At 72.3% G+C, this 16,775-nt stretch carries 15 protein-coding genes and 1 pseudogene; 11 read left to right on the forward strand and 5 right to left on the reverse strand.

What is annotated here, in order from left to right:
• Nucleotides 1-175: 175 nt before the first annotated feature.
• The 5 genes from CFRA_RS07365 to CFRA_RS07385 are packed head-to-tail and all read left to right on the forward strand — an operon-like array spanning nucleotide 176 to nucleotide 4,162.
• The gene (locus CFRA_RS07365) at nucleotides 176-886 is read left to right on the forward strand and encodes a thiamine phosphate synthase (RefSeq protein ID WP_075664107.1); all 711 of its coding nucleotides are present in this window, start codon (nucleotides 176-178) and stop codon (nucleotides 884-886) included.
• Nucleotides 883-2,007: a glycine oxidase ThiO gene (thiO, locus tag CFRA_RS07370; RefSeq protein ID WP_075664108.1), complete on the forward strand. Its 1,125-nt coding sequence runs from the start codon at nucleotides 883-885 to the stop codon at nucleotides 2,005-2,007. The genes CFRA_RS07365 and thiO overlap by 4 nt, the downstream gene beginning before the upstream one ends.
• A 28-nt stretch (nucleotides 2,008-2,035) precedes the next feature.
• The gene (gene thiS, locus CFRA_RS07375) at nucleotides 2,036-2,233 is read left to right on the forward strand and encodes a sulfur carrier protein ThiS (protein ID WP_075664109.1); all 198 of its coding nucleotides are present in this window, start codon (nucleotides 2,036-2,038) and stop codon (nucleotides 2,231-2,233) included.
• Nucleotides 2,234-2,235: 2 nt separating this feature from the next.
• Nucleotides 2,236-3,027 (forward strand): thiazole synthase, encoded by a 792-nt coding sequence (locus CFRA_RS07380; RefSeq protein WP_075664110.1) that lies wholly within the window; start codon nucleotides 2,236-2,238, stop codon nucleotides 3,025-3,027.
• A 10-nt stretch (nucleotides 3,028-3,037) separates the two neighbouring features.
• A complete protein-coding gene (locus CFRA_RS07385; protein ID WP_075664111.1) occupies nucleotides 3,038-4,162 on the forward strand; it encodes a ThiF family adenylyltransferase in 1,125 nt (374 codons plus the stop codon).
• 16 nt (nucleotides 4,163-4,178) lie between these two features.
• Here CFRA_RS07385 and CFRA_RS07390 read toward each other — a convergent pair whose 3' ends face one another.
• Complete coding sequence (locus CFRA_RS07390) at nucleotides 4,179-6,575, reverse strand: Tex family protein (RefSeq protein ID WP_075664112.1); 2,397 nt, start codon at nucleotides 6,573-6,575, stop codon at nucleotides 4,179-4,181.
• A gap of 199 nt (nucleotides 6,576-6,774) precedes the next feature.
• Here CFRA_RS07390 and CFRA_RS11975 point away from each other — a divergent pair, with 199 nt between their 5' ends.
• Together CFRA_RS11975 and CFRA_RS07400 are read left to right on the forward strand one after the other, a co-directional pair.
• Nucleotides 6,775-7,212 carry a GntR family transcriptional regulator gene (locus CFRA_RS11975; protein ID WP_075664113.1) on the forward strand — a complete coding sequence of 146 codons (438 nt, stop codon included), beginning with the start codon at nucleotides 6,775-6,777 and terminating at the stop codon, nucleotides 7,210-7,212.
• Nucleotides 7,209-8,135, forward strand: a complete 927-nt coding sequence (locus tag CFRA_RS07400) for a DUF1648 domain-containing protein (protein WP_075664114.1) — start codon at nucleotides 7,209-7,211, stop codon at nucleotides 8,133-8,135. The genes CFRA_RS11975 and CFRA_RS07400 overlap by 4 nt, the downstream gene beginning before the upstream one ends.
• On the opposite strand, the gene CFRA_RS07405 is transcribed toward CFRA_RS07400, so the two are convergent.
• Together CFRA_RS07405 and CFRA_RS07410 are read right to left on the reverse strand one after the other, a co-directional pair.
• Nucleotides 8,132-9,517: an anaerobic C4-dicarboxylate transporter gene (locus CFRA_RS07405; RefSeq protein ID WP_075664115.1), complete on the reverse strand. Its 1,386-nt coding sequence runs from the start codon at nucleotides 9,515-9,517 to the stop codon at nucleotides 8,132-8,134. The two genes, CFRA_RS07400 and CFRA_RS07405, sit on opposite strands and share 4 nt — an antisense overlap.
• Nucleotides 9,518-9,758: 241 nt before the next feature.
• Nucleotides 9,759-10,589: a sulfite exporter TauE/SafE family protein gene (locus CFRA_RS07410; RefSeq protein WP_075664116.1), complete on the reverse strand. Its 831-nt coding sequence runs from the start codon at nucleotides 10,587-10,589 to the stop codon at nucleotides 9,759-9,761.
• 26 nt (nucleotides 10,590-10,615) lie between these two features.
• On the opposite strand from CFRA_RS07410, the gene CFRA_RS07415 reads away from it, so the two are divergent.
• On the forward strand, nucleotides 10,616-11,137 hold the full coding sequence (locus CFRA_RS07415) for a CGNR zinc finger domain-containing protein (RefSeq protein WP_075664117.1): 522 nt from the start codon (nucleotides 10,616-10,618) through the stop codon (nucleotides 11,135-11,137).
• A gap of 475 nt (nucleotides 11,138-11,612) precedes the next feature.
• Here CFRA_RS07415 and trmD read toward each other — a convergent pair.
• Both trmD and rimM read right to left on the reverse strand, forming a co-directional pair.
• Nucleotides 11,613-12,428: pseudogene (trmD, locus tag CFRA_RS11880) on the reverse strand (tRNA (guanosine(37)-N1)-methyltransferase TrmD); the annotation flags it as partial.
• A 19-nt stretch (nucleotides 12,429-12,447) separates the two neighbouring features.
• Nucleotides 12,448-12,948, reverse strand: a complete 501-nt coding sequence (gene rimM, locus CFRA_RS07425) for a ribosome maturation factor RimM (protein ID WP_075664119.1) — start codon at nucleotides 12,946-12,948, stop codon at nucleotides 12,448-12,450.
• 404 nt (nucleotides 12,949-13,352) lie between these two features.
• On the opposite strand from rimM, the gene betA reads away from it, so the two are divergent.
• The 3 genes from betA to CFRA_RS07440 all read left to right on the forward strand — a co-directional run bounded on the left by betA (nucleotide 13,353) and on the right by CFRA_RS07440 (nucleotide 16,726).
• Nucleotides 13,353-15,137 (forward strand): choline dehydrogenase, encoded by a 1,785-nt coding sequence (gene betA, locus CFRA_RS07430; protein WP_075664120.1) that lies wholly within the window; start codon nucleotides 13,353-13,355, stop codon nucleotides 15,135-15,137.
• Nucleotides 15,138-15,321: 184 nt separating this feature from the next.
• Nucleotides 15,322-16,227, forward strand: a complete 906-nt coding sequence (locus CFRA_RS07435; RefSeq protein ID WP_075664121.1) for a class I SAM-dependent methyltransferase — start codon at nucleotides 15,322-15,324, stop codon at nucleotides 16,225-16,227.
• Nucleotides 16,220-16,726: a cupin domain-containing protein gene (locus tag CFRA_RS07440; RefSeq protein ID WP_075664122.1), complete on the forward strand. Its 507-nt coding sequence runs from the start codon at nucleotides 16,220-16,222 to the stop codon at nucleotides 16,724-16,726. Before CFRA_RS07435 ends, CFRA_RS07440 begins: the two co-directional genes overlap by 8 nt.
• Nucleotides 16,727-16,775 lie beyond the last annotated feature (49 nt).

Consider the following 16,775-nt stretch of genomic DNA (forward strand, 5'->3'; position numbering starts at 1 on the left):
GCTCGCGGACAAATCACGGACATCGGGCCTACACTTGCCCATCGCAACCAGAAATCCACGGGAGCCCTGCCCCGGTCACACCGGCGGCCCCAGGGGCTGAGAGAGCGCGTGCGGCGCGCGATACCGTTTGAACCTGTCCGGCCAGCACCGGCGGAGGAAGAGAGGTCGGGCCGTCGTGGCCGCAGAACCAGACCTGAGATGCTACCTGGTCACCGGGGCGGGCACCCCGGAGCACATCACCGAGGTCGCCGCGGCGGCCGCCCGCGGCGGCGCCGGGGTGGTCCAGGTGCGCTCCAAGCCCATCGACGCCGGCGACCTGCTCGAACTGACCGTCTCGGTCGCCCGCGCCGTCGCCGAGGCCAACCCCGCCACGAAGGTCCTCGTCGACGACCGCGTCGACGTCGCCGCCGCAGCCATGGCCCGCGGCGAGAACGTCCACGGCGTCCACGTCGGCCAGTCCGACCTGCCGGTGGCCGACGTGCGCCGCCTGCTCGGCGAGGACGCGGTCATCGGGCTGACCACCGGCACCCGCGAGCTCGTCGAGGCCGCGAACGTGCACGCCGCGGCAGGGCTGATCGACTACGTCGGCTGCGGGCCGTACAAGCCCACCCCGACGAAGGACTCCGGGCGCGAGCCGCTGGGCGTCGAGGCCTACCGGGAGCTCGCGGAGCTCTCCGCCGTGCCCATGGTCGCCATCGGCTCGGTGACCGCCGAGGACGCCCCCGCCCTGGCCGCCACCGGGGTCGCCGGGGTCGCCGTGGTGCGCGCCCTGATGAACGCCGGGGACCCGGCCGGTTACGCCGCGCGCATCGTGAGGGCCTTCTCCCCCGCGGGTGCCGGCGCCCCCGGCGGGGCCGACGGAAACGGAAACGAGGAATCCCGATGAGCCACGTCACCGTCATCGGCGCGGGCCTGGTCGGCCTGGCGACCGCCTTCGAGCTGACCGAGCGCGGGGCGGGCGTCACCGTCGTCGACCCGGCCCCGGCCGGCCAAGCCACCCACTTCGCCGGCGGCATGCTCGCCCCGGTCGCCGAGGTGCAGTACCGCCAGGAGCCGCTCTACCCGCTCATGCTCGACTCCGCGGCGCGCTACCCGGATCTCGTCGAGCGGGTCGCCGCCGCCACGGACCTGCCGACCGGCCACCGCACCGACGGCACTCTCGTCGTCGCCGCCGACCGCGCCGACGCCACCCACCTGGCGGAGCTGGCCGCCCACCAGTCGGCCCACGAGATGACCGTCGAGCGCATCACCGTGCGCGAGGCCCGCCGCCTCGAGCCGGGGCTCTCGCCCAACCTGGCCGGTGCCGTCTCCATCCCCGGCGACCACGAGGTGGCCCCGCGCCAGTTCGCCGAGGCACTCGTCGACGCCCTGACCTCCCGCGGCGTCGAGTTCGTCGCCGAGAAGGCCCTCGCCCTCGTCCGGGGCGACGAAGGCTCCCCGGACGCCGCGGTGACCGCCGTGCGCACGGAGTCGCACACGCTGCCCGTCGCCGACGGTGACTCGGTCGTGCTCGCGGCGGGGCTCGGGGCGTCGGAAATCGAAAATGTCCACGCGCCGCTGCAACTGCGCCCGGTCTACGGCGACATCCTCATCGCCGCCGCGCCGCACGGCGAGGAGCTGATCACCCGCGTGGTGCGCGGCTTCGTTGAGGACCGGCCGATCTACCTGATCCCGCGCGCCGAGGGCCGCATCGCCATCGGGGCGACCAGCCGCGAGGACCACCGCGCGGACACCCCGCTGTTCGCCGTGCGCGACCTGCTGCGCGACGCCTGCCGCGTCGCGCCCTGCCTCGAGGAGGCCGGCATGGTCGAGTGGGGCACCGGCGCGCGGCCGGGCACCCCGGACGACCTGCCGTATCTGGGCCGGGAGGGGAGGAACCTCGTGATCTCCACCGGGTACTTCCGCCACGGCATCCTGCTGACCGCACTGGGCGCGGCCGTCGGCGCCGAGATGGCGCTGGGCGCCGACGCCCCCGAACTCATCGCCGCCTGCGACCCGCGCCGCTAAAACACAGAAGAAGGAGCCAGACAGCACCATGATCCACTACACGGTCAACGACGAGCCCCGCGAGGGCGAGCCGCTCACCGTCGCCGAGCTCGTCGACGCCGAGGTCGGCACCCGCACCGGTGTGGCCGTCGCCGTCGACGGCGAGGTCGTGCCCGCCTCCGGGTGGGACCGCCGCATCAACGAGGGCGAGCGCGTCGACGTGCTCACCGCCGTCCAGGGAGGTTAAGAATGCTCACCATCGCCGACAAGCAGTTCCACTCGCACCTGATCATGGGCACCGGCGGGGCGACCTCGCAGGCCATCCTCGAGGAGTCGCTGGTGGCCAGCGGCACCCAGCTGACCACCGTGGCCATGCGGCGGCACTCCGCGGCCACCGGCGGCGGCGAGAGCGTCTTCGAGATGCTGCGCCGCCTCGGCATCGCCCCGCTGCCCAACACCGCCGGCTGCCGCACCGCCCGCGACGCGGTGACCACCGCCAAGCTCGCCCGCGAGGCGCTGGGCACCGACTGGATCAAGGCCGAGGTCATCGCCGACGAGCACACCCTGCTGCCGGACGCCGTCGAGCTCATCGATTCCTGCGAGCTCCTCGTCGCCGAGGGCTTCACCGTGCTGGCCTACTGCCCGGACGACCCAGTCGTCGCCCGCCACCTCGCCGGTGTGGGGGTCGCGGCCGTGATGCCGCTGGGCTCGCCGATCGGCACCGGGCTGGGCATCCTCAACCCGCACAACATCGAGTTGATCTGCGCCGAGGCCCACCGCCAGGACGTGCCCGTCATCCTCGACGCCGGGGTGGGCACGGCCTCCGACGCCGCCCGCGCGATGGAGCTCGGCTGCGACGGCGTGCTGCTGGCCAGCGCGATCAACCGCTGCCAGGACCCGGTGGCCATGGCGCGCGCGATGCGCCACGCCGTGGAGGCCGGCCGCCTGGCGCGCACCGCCGGCCGCATCCCGCAGCGCGAGCACGCGCGTGCCTCCTCCAGCTTCGAGGGCCTGGCCAGCTGGGCCGACCAGGTGCTCTAGGGGGCAGGCGATGACGACCGAGGAAGACGAGCTGCGCCGGGTGGCCCGCCAGCTCAACCTGATCACCGCCGCCCAGCAGGAACGCCTCCACGAGGCGCGCGTGCTGGTCATCGGCGCCGGCGGCCTGGGCTGCCCGCTGATGCAGTCGCTGACCGCCGTCGGGGTCGGCCACATCCGGCTCCTCGACGACGACACGGTGGACCTCACCAACATCCACCGCCAGGTCCTCTTCGGCGCCGGCGACGTCGGCCGCCCCAAGGTCGAGGTCGCCGCCGAGCGGCTGGCCGCCCTGCAGCCGGGCATCGTCGTCGACGCCGATCAGAACCGGCTGACCACCGGGAACGCTCTCGCCGAGTGCGGCGCGGCGGACCTGGTCATCGACGGCTCGGACACCTTCGCCACCAAGTACCTCTCGGCCGACGCCTGCGAGGCCACCGGTACCCCGCTGGTGTGGGGCACGGTGCTGCGCTTCGCCGGACAGGCCGCGCTGTGGCACTCCGGGCCGGGCAGCGCCGCAGGCCGCGGGGTGGGCCTGCGCGACTTCTTCCCCGAGCAGCCCGACGCCGCCTCCGCCCCCGACTGCGCGACCGCCGGCGTGCTGGGCGCGACCACGGCCGTGGTGGGAAACCTCATGGCCACCGAGGCGGTCAAGTACCTCACAGGCCTCACCCGCCCCGACGGGGAGCCCGCGTCCACACCGGGCCGCGTGCTCAACTACGACGCGCTGGCCGGCACCGTGCGCGCGCTCACCGTACGCGCCGACACCGCGCGCGAGCCGGTGACGGGTGTGCGCGACTTCTACGGTGCGGCGTGCGCGGCCTCGATTGACGACGTCGCGCTCGACCCCGGGCGCGCCGAGGCGCGCCGTCTGCTCGACGAGGTGCGCGCCGGAGAGGCCGTGGCCGTCGACGTGCGCGAGCCGCACGAGGTGCTCGTCGAGGACCTCGACTGCGAGTCGGTCAAGCTGCCGCTCTCCAGACTGAACCCGGACGCGCTGGCCGAGGCGGTGGGGACGGCCGAGAAGGTCGTCGTCTACTGCGCCTCGGGGGTGCGCAGCGGGATGGTCGCAGACAACGTCGAGCTCGACGGCGTCGAGATCGTCAGCCTGCCCGGCGGGACGGCCGCGCAGCGCTGAGCCTGCGCGGCACCGCCTAGTCGGCGAGCCCGGCGCGCTTGAGGGCGTCGGCCATCGCGCCGCCGCCGGAGTTGCCGCCGCGACCGCGACCCGACCGGCCGTTGCCGCGTCCGTTTCCGCCGCGGCCCTTGCCTCGCCCGTTGCCGCGCGAGCCGTTCCTGCCGCGGCCGTTGCCACGGGAGTTGCCCCGCCCGCCGGCGCCGGCGCCGGAGTTCTTCTCCCCCGAACGGCCGCCGCGGCGGGAGCCCCTGCCTTTCCGGTTGTCCTCACCGGGCTCGTCGTCCAGGCGCAGGGAGAGCCCGATGCGCTGGCGCTCGACGTCGACGTCCATGACCTTGACCTTGACCACCTGGCCGGAGTGGACGACGTCGTGCGGGTCCTCGACGAAGGACCGCGACATCGCCGAGACGTGCACCAGGCCGTCCTGGTGGACGCCCACGTCGACGAAGGCGCCGAAGGCGGCGACGTTGGTCACGGTGCCCTCGAGCACCATGCCCGGGGTCAGGTCGGAGACCTTCTCTACGCCCTCGCGGAACTCGGCGGTGCGGAACTCCGGGCGCGGGTCGCGGCCGGGCTTGTCCAGCTCGGCGATGATGTCGGTGACCGTGGGCACGCCGAAGCGCTCGTCGGCGAAGTCGGCGGGCTTGAGCTTCTTGAGCACGTCACTCTTGCCGATCAGCTCGGCCACGCCCAGGCCGGTGGCCTCGGCGATGCGGCGCACCACCGGGTAGGCCTCCGGGTGCACGGCCGAGGCGTCCAGCGGGTCGGTGCCGTTGTTGATGCGCAGGAAGCCCGCGGACTGCTCGAAGGCCTTCGGCCCCAGGCGCGGAACCTTGCCCAGCTCCTTGCGGGTGGTGAAGCTGCCGTGCTCGTCGCGGTAGGCGACGATGTTGCCGGCCACGGTCGCCGAGATGCCTGCGACGCGCTCGAGCAGCGGCACCGAGGCGGTGTTGAGGTCCACGCCGACGCCGTTGACGGCGTCCTCGACGACGTCGTCGAGGGTGTGGGCGAGCCGGGTCTGGTTGACGTCGTGCTGGTACTGGCCCACACCGATGGCCTTCGGGTCGACCTTGACCAGCTCGGCGAGCGGGTCCTGCAGGCGGCGGGCGATGGAGACCGCGCCGCGCAGGGCGACGTCCATGTCCGGGAACTCGGCGGCGGCGACCTCGCTGGCCGAGTAGACCGAGGCGCCGGACTCGCTGACCACCACCGGGGTCGGCCGCGTGCCGCCGGCGGCGGCGATGAGGTCGGCGACCTCGCCGGCCAGCTTGTCGGACTCGCGCGAGGCGGTGCCGTTGCCCACGGCGATCAGCTCGACGCCGTGCTCGGCGGCGAGGCCGGCCAGGGTGTCGCGGGCGGCGTCCCAGCGGTTCTGCGGGGCGTGCGGGTGGACGACGACGGTGTCGAGCACCTTGCCGGTGGCGTCGACGACGGCGCACTTGACGCCGTTGCGGTAGCCGGGGTCCAGCCCCAGCACGGCGCGCTGGCCGGCCGGGGCGGCCAGCAGCACGTCGCGCAGGTTGGTCGCGAAGATGCCCAGCGCGTCGTCCTCGGCGCGCTCGCGCAGGCGCATGCGCGCGTCCAGTCCCGCGCTCACGGCGAGCTTGGTGCGCCACCCGAAGCCCACGGCGTCGGAAAGCCAGCCGGAACTCTCGACGGGCAGCTCGGCGCGGCGGGCGATCAGCCCGGTGTAGAAGGTCTCGTCGCCGCCGTCGAGGCCGAGGTGGAGCACGCCCTCCTTCTCGCCGCGCAGCAGCGCGAGGATGCGGTGGCCGGGCAGCTCGGTCAACGGCTCGGAGAACTCGAAGTAGTCCCGGTACTTCTGGCCCTCCTGTTCCTTGCCCTCGATGACCCCGGAGCTGACGGTGCCGCGGGAGTAGAACTCCTCGCGCACCTCGCCGACCAGGTCGGCGTCCATGGCCAGGTCGTCGACGAGGATGTCGCGCGCGCCCTCGAGCGCGGCGGCCGTGTCCTCGTAGCCGTCGGTGGTGAAGGCCTCGGCCAGCGCGGCCGGGTCGGCGCCGGGCTCGGCGATGAGCTTCTCCACCAGCGGGGCGAGTCCCGCCTCGCGGGCCTTGTCGGCACGCGTCTTGCGGCGCTTCTTGAACGGCCGGTAGAGGTCCTCCAGGCGTGCCTTGGTCTCGCAGGCGGCGATCAGCCCGCGCAGGGTGTCGGTCAGCTTGCCCTGCTCCTCGATGGCGGCGAGCACTGTCTCCTTGCGCTCCTCGAGTTCGCGCAGGTACGTGGCGCGTTCCTCGAGGCGGCGCAGCTGGGTGTCGTCGAGGCCGCCGGTGGCCTCCTTGCGGTAGCGGGCGATGAAGGGCACGGTGTTGCCCTCGTCGAGCAGCGCGAGGGCGGCGTCGACCTGGTCGGTGCGCACCCCGAGTTCCTCTGCGATACGGGTGGAGATCATTGGGGTGATTCTAGGGGCCGCACGATTCCCGGGCTCGCGCGGGTGCGCGCGGGGCGCCCGGCGTGCGTCCGGCGTGCGTCCGGGGTGCGTCCGGGATGCGTCCGGGATGCGTCCGGGGTGCGTCCGGGGTGCGTCCGGGGTGCGTACCACCGAAAGTGACTATTGAACTAGTTGTACTAGTTCATCTATACTTGTCCCCGTGATCATCCGCACCGACCCCTCCGACCCCACGCCGATCTACCGGCAGATCGCGCTGCAGACCGCGGCCCAGATCCGCGACGGCACGCTCGCCCGCGGCGAGAGGCTGCCCACCGCCGCGCAGCTCGCCCGCTCGCTGGACGTCAACCGCAACACCACGCTGCAGGCCTACCGGCTGCTGCGCGACGAGGGCCTGATCGACCTGCGCCGCGGCCGCGGGGCCGTGGTGCGTGCGGCCGCACCGGCGCCCGCACGGGATGCCACACAGACTCCCGCACCGACCCCCGCGCGCAGCCCCGCCCCTTCCCCAGCCCCGCAGGCCCCCTCGACCGACCCCGACCTCGACGCGCTCGCCGCACGGCTGGCCGACGCCGCCCGTGCCGCCGACGCCTCCCTCGATGACGTGGTGCAGCTGCTGCACCGGAAAGGACTGTCATGACATTCACCGCCCGATACCCGCTGGTCACCGGAGGACTCGGCGCGCTCGTCGTCGCCGGCGCCGCCGTCTGGTCGGCCCTGCGCGTGCCGCAGTCGCCCGACCCCGCCGCCATTCACTTCGACCTGCAGGGCGTGGCCGACGGCTTCGCGGCCCCCTGGGCCGCCTGGGCCGGCATGCTCGCACTCAACGTGCTGCTCCTGGCCGCCTTCGTCGCCACCGCCCGCGTGGCGAGCAGCCGGTGGATCACCGCGACCTGGGCCTTCAGCCTGGGCGTGACCTCGGCGGTCCAGGTCGGCATCGCGACGGCCAATGCGGGACTCCCCGACGCCGCCGCGGCCCGGCTGGAGTTCTCCGACTTCGCCGCCACCCTGCTCTTCGGTGTGGGGTTGGCGGTGTTCATCGGCCTCGTTCCCCCGAGGCCCACGATTGACGACGCCGCGCGCACGCCCGCGCCCGCCGAGGTGCCGGCGGGCGGGGCGGTGGCGTGGGCCGGCGCGGCGGTCTACCCCGCCGGGATGCGCGCCTTCCTCGTCGTGCTGGTCCTCGCCATGGTGGCGCTGACCATCGTGACCGCGAGCCTGTTCGCGCTGGGCGCGACGGCGCTGACGGTCGCGGCCGTGCTCTTCGCCGGCGGCTGGCGGCTGCGGGCGGACGCCGCGGGCCTGCACTACACCGGGATCTTCGGCTGGCCGGACTCGCTGGTGCCGGCCGCCGAGATCGAGAGCGCCGAGGTCTTCGAGCTGCGCCCCGGCCAGTGGGGCGGCTGGGGTTACCGCACCCAGCCCGGGGCCACCGCCCTGGTCACCCGCGGCGGCACGGCACTGCGCCTGCGACTGACCGGCGGGCGCACCTTCGCGGCGACCTGCTCGGACCCCGAGGGCGCGGCCGCGGTGCTCAACCGCTACGCGGGGGCGAGAGCCTAGAGCAGCAGCTGCGCCAGGCCGGAGCCGACGACGCAGGAGGTGAACACGCAGATCGCCCCCGGGATCAGGAACGAGTGGTTGATCACGAACTTGCCGATGCGCGTGGTGCCCGTGGTGTCGAAGCCGATGCAGGCCAGGTCCGAGGGGTAGGTCGGCAGGATCCAGTAGCCGTAGGCGGCGCCGTAGAAGCCGATGACGACCACGGGGTCCACGCCGAGGGCCAGACCGATCGGGGCGATGGCGACCAGGGCGGCGCCCTGGGAGTTGACCAGCTTCGAGGTGATCAGCAGGGCCAGCGCGTAGGTCCACGGGGCGGCTGCGACGACCTCACCGAGGACGTCGGTGAGCTGGTCGAGGTGCGCCGAGAAGAACGTGTCCGCCATCCAGGCGACACCGAAGACGGAGAACACGGCGGTCATGCCGGCCTTGAAGACGGCCGTCGAGGCGATCTTCTTGTGGTCGACCTTGCAGGCCAGCAGGATCACCGCGCCGCCGACGAGCATGAGCATCTGGATGACCAGGTTCATCGACAGCGGCTTGGCCGCACCGTCGTCGTCCGGGAACGACGGGCGCAGGCCCTCGAAGGCGCCGAGGATGACCACGAGGACGATGACGGTGAAGAAGATCCACACGGCCCGGTAGGCCGACGGCGGGAAGGTCTTGCCGATCAGGGTCTGGCCCTGGCCCTCGAGCTGGGCGGCGAACTCCGGGTCCTTCATGCGCTCCTGGAAGGCCGGGTCCTTGTCCAGGTCCTTGCCGCGGCGCATCGACCACAGCGCGGCGAGCAGCACGCCGGACAGGGAGGCCGGCATGGCGACCATGAGGATCTGCGGGATGGAGAAGGAGACGTGGGTGATCCCGGCGTTCTCCGCGAGGATGGAGGCCAGCGAGACGGTGGCCACCGAGACCGGGGAGGCGGTGATGCCCATCTGCGCGGCGGTCGAGGAGACGGCCATGGGGCGCTCGGGGCGGATGCCCTTCTTCAGCGCGATGTCCTGGATGATCGGGAACATCGTGTAGACGACGTGGCCGGTGCCGCACAGCACGGTCAGCGACCAGGTGGTGATCGGCGCCAGGATGGTGACCATCTCCGGCTTCTTGCGCAGCAGTTTCTCGGCGAACTGCATCATCACGTCGAGGCCCTTGCCCTGTTGCAGGGTGGCCGCACACCCGATGACGGCGACGATGGTCAGCATCACCGACACCGGCGGCTCGCCGGGGGCCAGGCCGAAGAGGAAGACGAGGATGACCAGGCCGATACCGGAGATGAGGCCCAGCCCGATGCCGCCGAAGCGGGTGCCCGTCAGCAGACAGCCGAGGATCACCAGGATCTGCAGCACGATGGCGACCCCGGAGGTGGGGTCGAGGATTGAAGCCAGCATGGAAGCTCGCTTTCGGGTCGATTAACAGTGCCTGTCAATGTTATTTCGATTTAACAGGCATCCGGAAATCAACCGGACACGATCCCACGTCATTTCGGACACATTCGGAAGCGTTGATCTTCCCTTCCGCATCGGCGCGGCGCGCCGCTCCCCCGGCACTCGCAGGTCTGAGGGCCGGGGCCGTGCCGGCCGAATCCCCCACCGACCGTCACCCGAGCCGCGGTCTCAGCGCCTCGGGACCTCAATGAGTCGTGACCGTCAGCACGATGGCACCGGCCACGCCGGCGGCGACGAGCAGGCGCAGCACGCGGTCGTCGATGCGCGCGACGATCCGGGTGCCCAGCCAGCCGCCGACGGCGTTGCCCGCCGAGAGCGCGACCACCGCGGCGAGCGCGGGCATCGCCACCAGCGCGTAGGAGATCGCGCCGGTCAGGTTGAACAGCAGCTGGACCAGCTTCGCGGTGGCCAGGCCGGTGCGCAGTCCCGCACCGAGCACGAACTGCATGACGAGGATGAGGATACTGCCGGTGGCCGGCCCCAGCAGGCCGTCGTAGAAGCCGAGCACGATCACACCGCCGGCCATCCCGGCGAGCACCCCGGCCGTCGGCGCCCCGGCGCGCTCGGGCACGCGCACGCGGGGCTGGATGAGCAGCACGTAGGCGAGCACGACGACCAGCGAGGCCACCAGGAGCGGGGTGAACTGGTCGGTGTCGAGCCTGCTGGCCAGCCACACGCCGGCGATCACGCCGGGAAGGCCCGCCCCGAGCGCCACCGCCGTGGTGCGCCGGTCCGGGCTGGCCACACCCTCCGTGCGTCGGAAGCGGGTGAAGGAGACGGCGTTTCCCACCGCGGCGGAGACCTTGTTGAGCGCCATGATCGGCGCGACCGCGCCGGCGCCGGGGCCGGCCAGGGCGAACAGCGCCGGAATCTGCAGCATGCCGCCGCCACCGGTGGTGGCGTCGACGATGCCGGCGGCGACGCCGACGGCGAGCAGGGCCAGCAGGGCGAGCCACAGGCCCGCGTCCCCGAGGGAGCCCTCCCAGGGCAGTCCCGCGGCAAGTACTTCAGTCATGGGCCTCAGTCTGGTGTAATGGCATTATGCATATCAACCCTTACGGCTCGGACGCGGTCGTTCTCGCCTGTGCGCTGCACAATCAGCCGCCCTCCTCCCCCGCCGAGCTCGACGCGGTCTGCGCCGAGCACGGACTGAACCTCGAGGAGGAGACGACACAGAAGGACCTCGGGCAGGTGTTGGACTTCCTCGACTCCTGGGCCGCGGTGCCGGACCCCGGCACGGACGAGGCCGCCCGGATCGGGCGGGTCAACGAGCTTTTGGCGGCCTGGGCGGGCCCGCCGCAGCTGACCGACCACGCCCGTGACGGCTGGCACCTGCACTACCGTCCGGCACCGGCGTCGACGGCGCGGATCGTGTGCACGATGCTCTCGGTGGGCACCGCGCTGTTCCTCATCGAGCGCGGCACCGACGCGATCGCGACCTGCGCGGCCGAGGGCTGCCGGACGGTCTTCGCGGACCGCTCACGCAACCGCACCCAGCGCTACTGCTCGCCGGCGTGCGCCAACCGCCAGGCCGTGCGCCGCCACCGGCGCCGCGCACGGTAGCCCACCGGGCGGGCGGCCCCCGGTCAGCCGCCCAAGGTCAGTCTTCGGCCTGCCAGGCGCAGGCGGCCGAGCCGGCGTCGCCGGCCTCCGGGTCCGCCGCGCCCTCGTAGGAGGAGCCGTACCAGTAGGCGCCCTCCGGAAGGGCGGCGACGACGGCCCTGGTCACCTCGCGGAGCTCCAGCCCGGTGGTGCCGGTGACGGTCACCCGGTGGAGCACCTCGGCGATCGGCGGGTGGCCCTCGCGCTGGGCGTACTCAGTGACCAGCATGTTGTCCGGCTCGCAGGTGAAGTCGGTCTCGGCGGCCCAGACCTGCGCGCCCGTGACACCCGCGGCGGCGAGTTTGTCCGGCATCGCCTCGGCGATCGCCGGCCACTCGACCGGCGGGATGAGCAGCTGCAGACTGCAGTGCACCGCGCGGCTGGCGTCGCCCTCAGCGGGAGCCGCCGCCTCCGCGTCGGCCTCGGCGAGCCCCGCGAGGAAGTCCCTGTCCGCCGCGGTGAGTTCCACGGCGTCGAGAAGCTCAGGCCGGCGCCGCCAGGTGCGCTCCAGGGAGCGCTCGCGGTGCCAGCGGTCGACGCGGGCGTGGTCGCCGGAGAAGAGCACCTCGGGCACGTCGAGCCCGCGCCAGCTGCGCGGCTTGGTGTAGCAGGGCCCCTCGAGCAGCCCGTCGGAGAAACTGTCCTCCTCGTGGCTGCGCCGGTTGCCCAGCACGCCGGGGATCAGCCGCACGACGGCCTCGGCGATGACGAGGGCGGCGACCTCGCCGCCGATGAGCACGTAGTCGCCGATGGAGACCTCGCGCACGCGGTAGCGGGCGGCGGCGTCGTCGATGACGCGCTGGTCGATGCCCTCGTAGCGCCCGCAGGCGAAGACGATGTGGTCCTCGGCGGACCAGGCGCGCGCGTCGGCCTGGGTGAAGGGGCGACCCGCAGGCGTCGGCACGATCAGCAGCGGCAGGTCGGCGTTCTCGCCGGGGTAGGCCTGCGGGGCGACGCCGTTGAGCTCGTCGTGGCGCGCGGCGTCGCGGTGCGGCTCGGCGCTGGCCAGCTCTTGGCCGGCGCGCCCGGCGGCGACGTCGTCGAGGGCCGGGCCCCACACCTCCGGTTTCATGACCATGCCGGGCCCGCCGCCGTAGGGCGAGTCGTCGACGGACTGGTGCACGCCCGGCGCCCAGTCGCGCAGGTCGTGCACGCCGACCGACAGGCGGCCCTGCTCGATGGCCTTGCCCAGCAGGGCGTGGCGCAGGGGGTCGAGGTAATCGGGGAAGATGGTGATGACGTCGAGGCGCACGTGGCGCAGTCTAGCCGCCCTAGAGGTCGAGCAGGCCCTCCGGCGGGTCGACGGTCAGCGTCCCGGCGTCCAGGTCGACCTCGGGGACGATGTCGGCGACGAACGGCACCAGCGCCTCGCCGCCTGCGGCCAACTCGATCTCGAGCAGGTTCTGCGCCGGGGCGTGGGTGACACCGGTGACGGTGCCGACGCGCTCGCCGTCGCGCAGCACGGCCAGGCCCTCGAGCTGGTGGTCGTAGTAGCCGTCGTCGTCGGGGTCCTCGCGCGGGGCGGCGAAGAACTGGGTGCCGCGCAGGCTCTCGGCGGCGGTGCGGTCGGCGATCTCCTCGAAGCTGACGAGCAGGCGCCCCTTGTGCGGGCGCACGCCGACGACGGTCAGCTCGTGGGTGCGCCCGTGCTGGCGTCCGACGAGGTGCCCACCGACGGCGAAGCGCTCCTCGGGGGCGTCCGTGGTCGGGTCGACGACGACCTCGCCGCGGATTCCGTGGGTCTTGACCACCCGTCCGATCCTCAGTTCCATGTCCCGCAATGCTACCCGCACCGCCCGCGCCGACGGTGACCGCGCGCCCGGCCGGGGGCGTCGTCAATTTCCCGTGTTTCCGATTGCATTCACACTTTTTATGCCGTGTGTTTACCTTGCGTTAAACACGCCACAATGCGCGTGGATGACCATGGAAATTTACGACGCTGCCTGCGCCGACGCCGGCGACCATCCGCGCGGAAGTATGTTCTAACCAGGCCTTATAGCCAGCACCCCAGGCTTCTATAGTTGACATATAGGCCCATTTGGATTAAAGTAGTACCTTGTCCAATCGCGCGAAAAGCGCGAGAAGGAACGCTTCCGGCGACTACGACCGACCGGGCGTGACCCGCAGAATTGCGTCCGGGTAATCGCCGTCCCTCTACAGCCAACGGAAGGAACGCATGAGCGCAATCTCGAACTTCTTCAGCAAGCTGACCGGCAAGTCCGAGGACTACGAGTTCATCCAGGACAAGCACCGCGACGCGATCGTCGTCGGCGGCGGCTCCGCGGGCTCGGTGATCGCCAACCGACTCACCGAGGACCCCGAGACCGACGTGCTCGTCCTCGAGGCCGGCCGTCCGGACTCCTGGTGGGACCTCTACATCCACATGCCGGCGGCCTTCTCGTTCCCCATCGGCAACAAGCACTACGACTGGGGCTACGAGTCCGAGCCGGAGCCGGAGATGAACGGCCGGCGCATCTACCACGCGCGCGGCAAGGTGCTGGGTGGTTCGAGCTCCATCAACGGCATGATCTTCCAGCGCGGCAACCCCATGGACTACGAGAAGTGGGGCAACCACGAGGGCATGGAGAACTGGGACTACGCCCACTGCCTGCCCTACTTCAACAAGATGGAGACCGCGCTGGCCGCCGACCCGGACGACCCGCGCCGCGGCCACGACGGCCCGCTGAAGCTGACCCGCGGTCCGGCCACCTCCCCGCTGTTCCAGGCCTTCTTCCGCTCCGTGCAGGAGGCCGGCTACAACCTGACCAACGACGTCAATGGCTACCGCCAGGAGGGCTTCGCCCCCTTCGACCGTGACATCCACAAGGGCAAGCGCCTCTCCGCCCCCCGCGCCTACCTGTACCCGGTCAAGGACCGCGACAACCTCGAGGTGCGCACCCGCGCCTTCACCACCAAGGTGCTCTTCGAGGGCACCAAGGCCGTCGGCGTCGAGTACGAGTGGAAGGGCAGGAAGCGCCGCGTGACCGCCGACAAGGTCATCCTCTGCGGCGGCGCCTTCAACACCCCGCAGCTGCTGCAGCTCTCCGGCGTCGGCGACCGGGAGCTGCTGGAGCCCAACGGCATCGACGTCGTCTCCGACCTGCCCGGCGTCGGCGAGAACCTCCAGGACCACCTCGAGGTCTACATCCAGTACAACGTGACCAAGCCCGTCTCGATCCAGCCGGCCCTGAAGCTGTGGAAGCGTCCCTTCATCGGCCTGCAGTGGATCCTGTCCAAGACCGGCCCGGTGGCCTCCTCGCACTTCGAGGGCGGCGGCTTCGCCCGCTCCAACGACGACGAGGACTACCCGAACCTGATGTTCCACTTCCTGCCGGCGGCCATCCGCTACGACGGCACGAAGTCGGACTCCGACCACGGCTTCCAGTTCCACGTCGGCCCGATGTACTCCGACACCAAGGGCCACGTGCGCATCACGAGCAAGGACCCGCGCAAGAAGCCGTCGATCCTGTTCAACTACCTGCGCACCGAGCAGGACCGCCGCGAGTGGGTCGAGGCCGTGCGGGTCTCCCGCCGCCTGCTCGACACCAAGGCGATGCGCGAGTACTGGGACTACGAGATCTCGCCCGGCAAGGACGTCGAGTCCGACGAGGACATCCTCGAGTGGGTCCGCAACGACGCCGAGACCGCGCTGCACCCCTCCTGCACCGCGAAGCTGGGGCCGGCCTCCGACCCGATGGCCGTCGTCGACCCGGACACCATGGGCGTGCACGGCACCGAGAACCTCTACGTGGTCGACGCCTCCGTCTTCCCGAACATCACCAACGGCAACATCTACGCGCCGACGATGATGGTCGCCGAGAAGGCCGCCGACCTCATCCGCGGCCGCAAGCCGCTGGCGCCGAACAACGCGCCGTTCTACAAGGCGAAGGCGGACATGCCGCTCTACGCCGAGGGCGAGACCGCCCGGGACCACACCACCGCCCCGCGCGGCGGGAAGTAAGGTCCACGGCCCGCCGGCCGGTCGGTCGTGACTGACCGACCCTCCGGCCGCCGGCCACCGCCGGAAGACGCCGACGACGCCCGGTCCCCGCACGCGGGGGCCGGGCGTCGTCGTGTGCGCCCCGGCAGATCTTTTCCACGCCTGTATGGGGGTTAAATGGCTTTCCCGGGGTAAGGTAAACCTCATGGACACCACCGCTCCCCTGCCCCAGGCCGACCGCGACGCCGCCCACGCGTCCGGACACTGGCTGCTCGCCCGCGTGGGCAAGAAGGTCCTGCGCCCCGGCGGGCGCGAGACCACCGACTGGCTGCTCGACCACCTCGACCTCGCCGGCCGCGACGTCGTCGAGTTCGCCCCGGGACTGGGGGTGACCGCCCGCGAGATGCTCGCCGCCGCCCCCGGCTCCTACACCGGCGTCGACTCCGACGCCGACGCCCTGGCCCACGTGCGCGCGTTGCTCGACGACGCCGCGGTGGCCGACCACCGCCTCGTCGTCGCCGACGCCGAGTCGACCGGGCTGGAGTCCGGCTGCGCCGACGCCGTGATCGGCGAGGCCATGCTGACCATGCAGACCGACCGGCACAAGTCGGCCATCATGGCCGAGGCCCACCGGCTGCTGCGCCCCGGCGGCCTCTACGCGATCCACGAGCTCGCCCTGGCCCCCGACGACCTGGCGGACGAGGTCAAGACCGACATCCGCAAGCGGCTGGCCCGCGCGATCAAGGTCAACGCCCGCCCCCTGACCTTCGCGGAGTGGTCGCACCTGGCCGAGGAGGCCGGCTTCGAGGTCGTGGACACCTACCGCGCGCCGATGTCGCTGCTCGAGCCGCGCCGCGTGCTCGCCGACGAGGGCCTGGCCGGCACCGCCCGGATCGTGTTCAACGTGCTGCGCGACCGCGAGATCCGCACCCGCGTGCTGGCCATGCGCAAGACCTTCTCCGACCACGCCGGGCACCTCGCCGCCATCGGCGCCGTCCTGCGTCGCCGCGACGACGACGCGCCCACGGCGACGGACGCACCCACGGCGACGGAAACGCCCACGGCGGGCGACGGGGCGTCGGAAAGCGGGACGGAGGCCGAGGATGCCTAGGCCCGGCGTACCCGAGTTCACCCCGGGGACCTTCGGGGCGCCGGCCGCCGGCGCCGTGCACGACATGACCGTCTACGACGTGCCCGCGCTCGCCCCGGCGCCGCGCACGGGCAACCGGCCGGCCGTCCAGCGCCTGCTCGAGGGCGACGGGGTCAACCTGATCGCGATGCGCTTCCGCCCCGGCCAGTCGATGATCCGGCACTCGGCGGCCCACCCGATCACGGTGCAGTGCCTGACCGGCCACGTGCGCTACGGCTGCGAGTGCGGCTGCGGGCAGGTCGTCGACCTGGTGCCCGGGGTGGTGGTGCACATGCCCGCCGGACTGGTGCACTGGATCGAGGCCCCGGCCGACAACGAGGGCGAGTCGGTGTTCCTGCTGAGCATGCTCACCGGCGAGCGGCACTCGGTGCCGCGGGACCCGGAGGCACCGGACGCCCCGGGTGCGGCAGGCGCGCGCGACACAGACGACGCCGAGGACGCGACGGACACCACGGACTGAGCGCACGGAAAAGGGCCGCAGGAACAACCTGCGGCCCTTGTTCTCGGTC

This window comes from Corynebacterium frankenforstense DSM 45800, assembly GCF_001941485.1.
Classification (GTDB): Bacteria; Actinomycetota; Actinomycetes; order Mycobacteriales; family Mycobacteriaceae; genus Corynebacterium; species Corynebacterium frankenforstense.

Bases quoted from the DNA above. Each gene is read 5' to 3' on its own strand.
- thiO (WP_075664108.1), top strand. From the start codon at position 883: ATGAGCCACGTCACCGTCATCGGCGCGGGCCTGGTCGGCCTGGCGACC.
- thiS (WP_075664109.1), top strand. From the start codon at position 2,036: ATGATCCACTACACGGTCAACGACGAGCCCCGCGAGGGCGAGCCGCTC.
- CFRA_RS07380 (WP_075664110.1), top strand. From the start codon at position 2,236: ATGCTCACCATCGCCGACAAGCAGTTCCACTCGCACCTGATCATGGGC.
- CFRA_RS07385 (WP_075664111.1), top strand. From the start codon at position 3,038: ATGACGACCGAGGAAGACGAGCTGCGCCGGGTGGCCCGCCAGCTCAAC.
- CFRA_RS07390 (WP_075664112.1), bottom strand. From the start codon at position 6,575: ATGATCTCCACCCGTATCGCAGAGGAACTCGGGGTGCGCACCGACCAG.
- CFRA_RS07400 (WP_075664114.1), top strand. From the start codon at position 7,209: ATGACATTCACCGCCCGATACCCGCTGGTCACCGGAGGACTCGGCGCG.
- CFRA_RS07405 (WP_075664115.1), bottom strand. From the start codon at position 9,517: ATGCTGGCTTCAATCCTCGACCCCACCTCCGGGGTCGCCATCGTGCTG.
- CFRA_RS07410 (WP_075664116.1), bottom strand. From the start codon at position 10,589: ATGACTGAAGTACTTGCCGCGGGACTGCCCTGGGAGGGCTCCCTCGGG.
- CFRA_RS07415 (WP_075664117.1), top strand. From the start codon at position 10,616: ATGCATATCAACCCTTACGGCTCGGACGCGGTCGTTCTCGCCTGTGCG.
- rimM (WP_075664119.1), bottom strand. From the start codon at position 12,948: ATGGAACTGAGGATCGGACGGGTGGTCAAGACCCACGGAATCCGCGGC.
- betA (WP_075664120.1), top strand. From the start codon at position 13,353: ATGAGCGCAATCTCGAACTTCTTCAGCAAGCTGACCGGCAAGTCCGAG.
- CFRA_RS07435 (WP_075664121.1), top strand. From the start codon at position 15,322: ATGGACACCACCGCTCCCCTGCCCCAGGCCGACCGCGACGCCGCCCAC.
- CFRA_RS07440 (WP_075664122.1), top strand. From the start codon at position 16,220: ATGCCTAGGCCCGGCGTACCCGAGTTCACCCCGGGGACCTTCGGGGCG.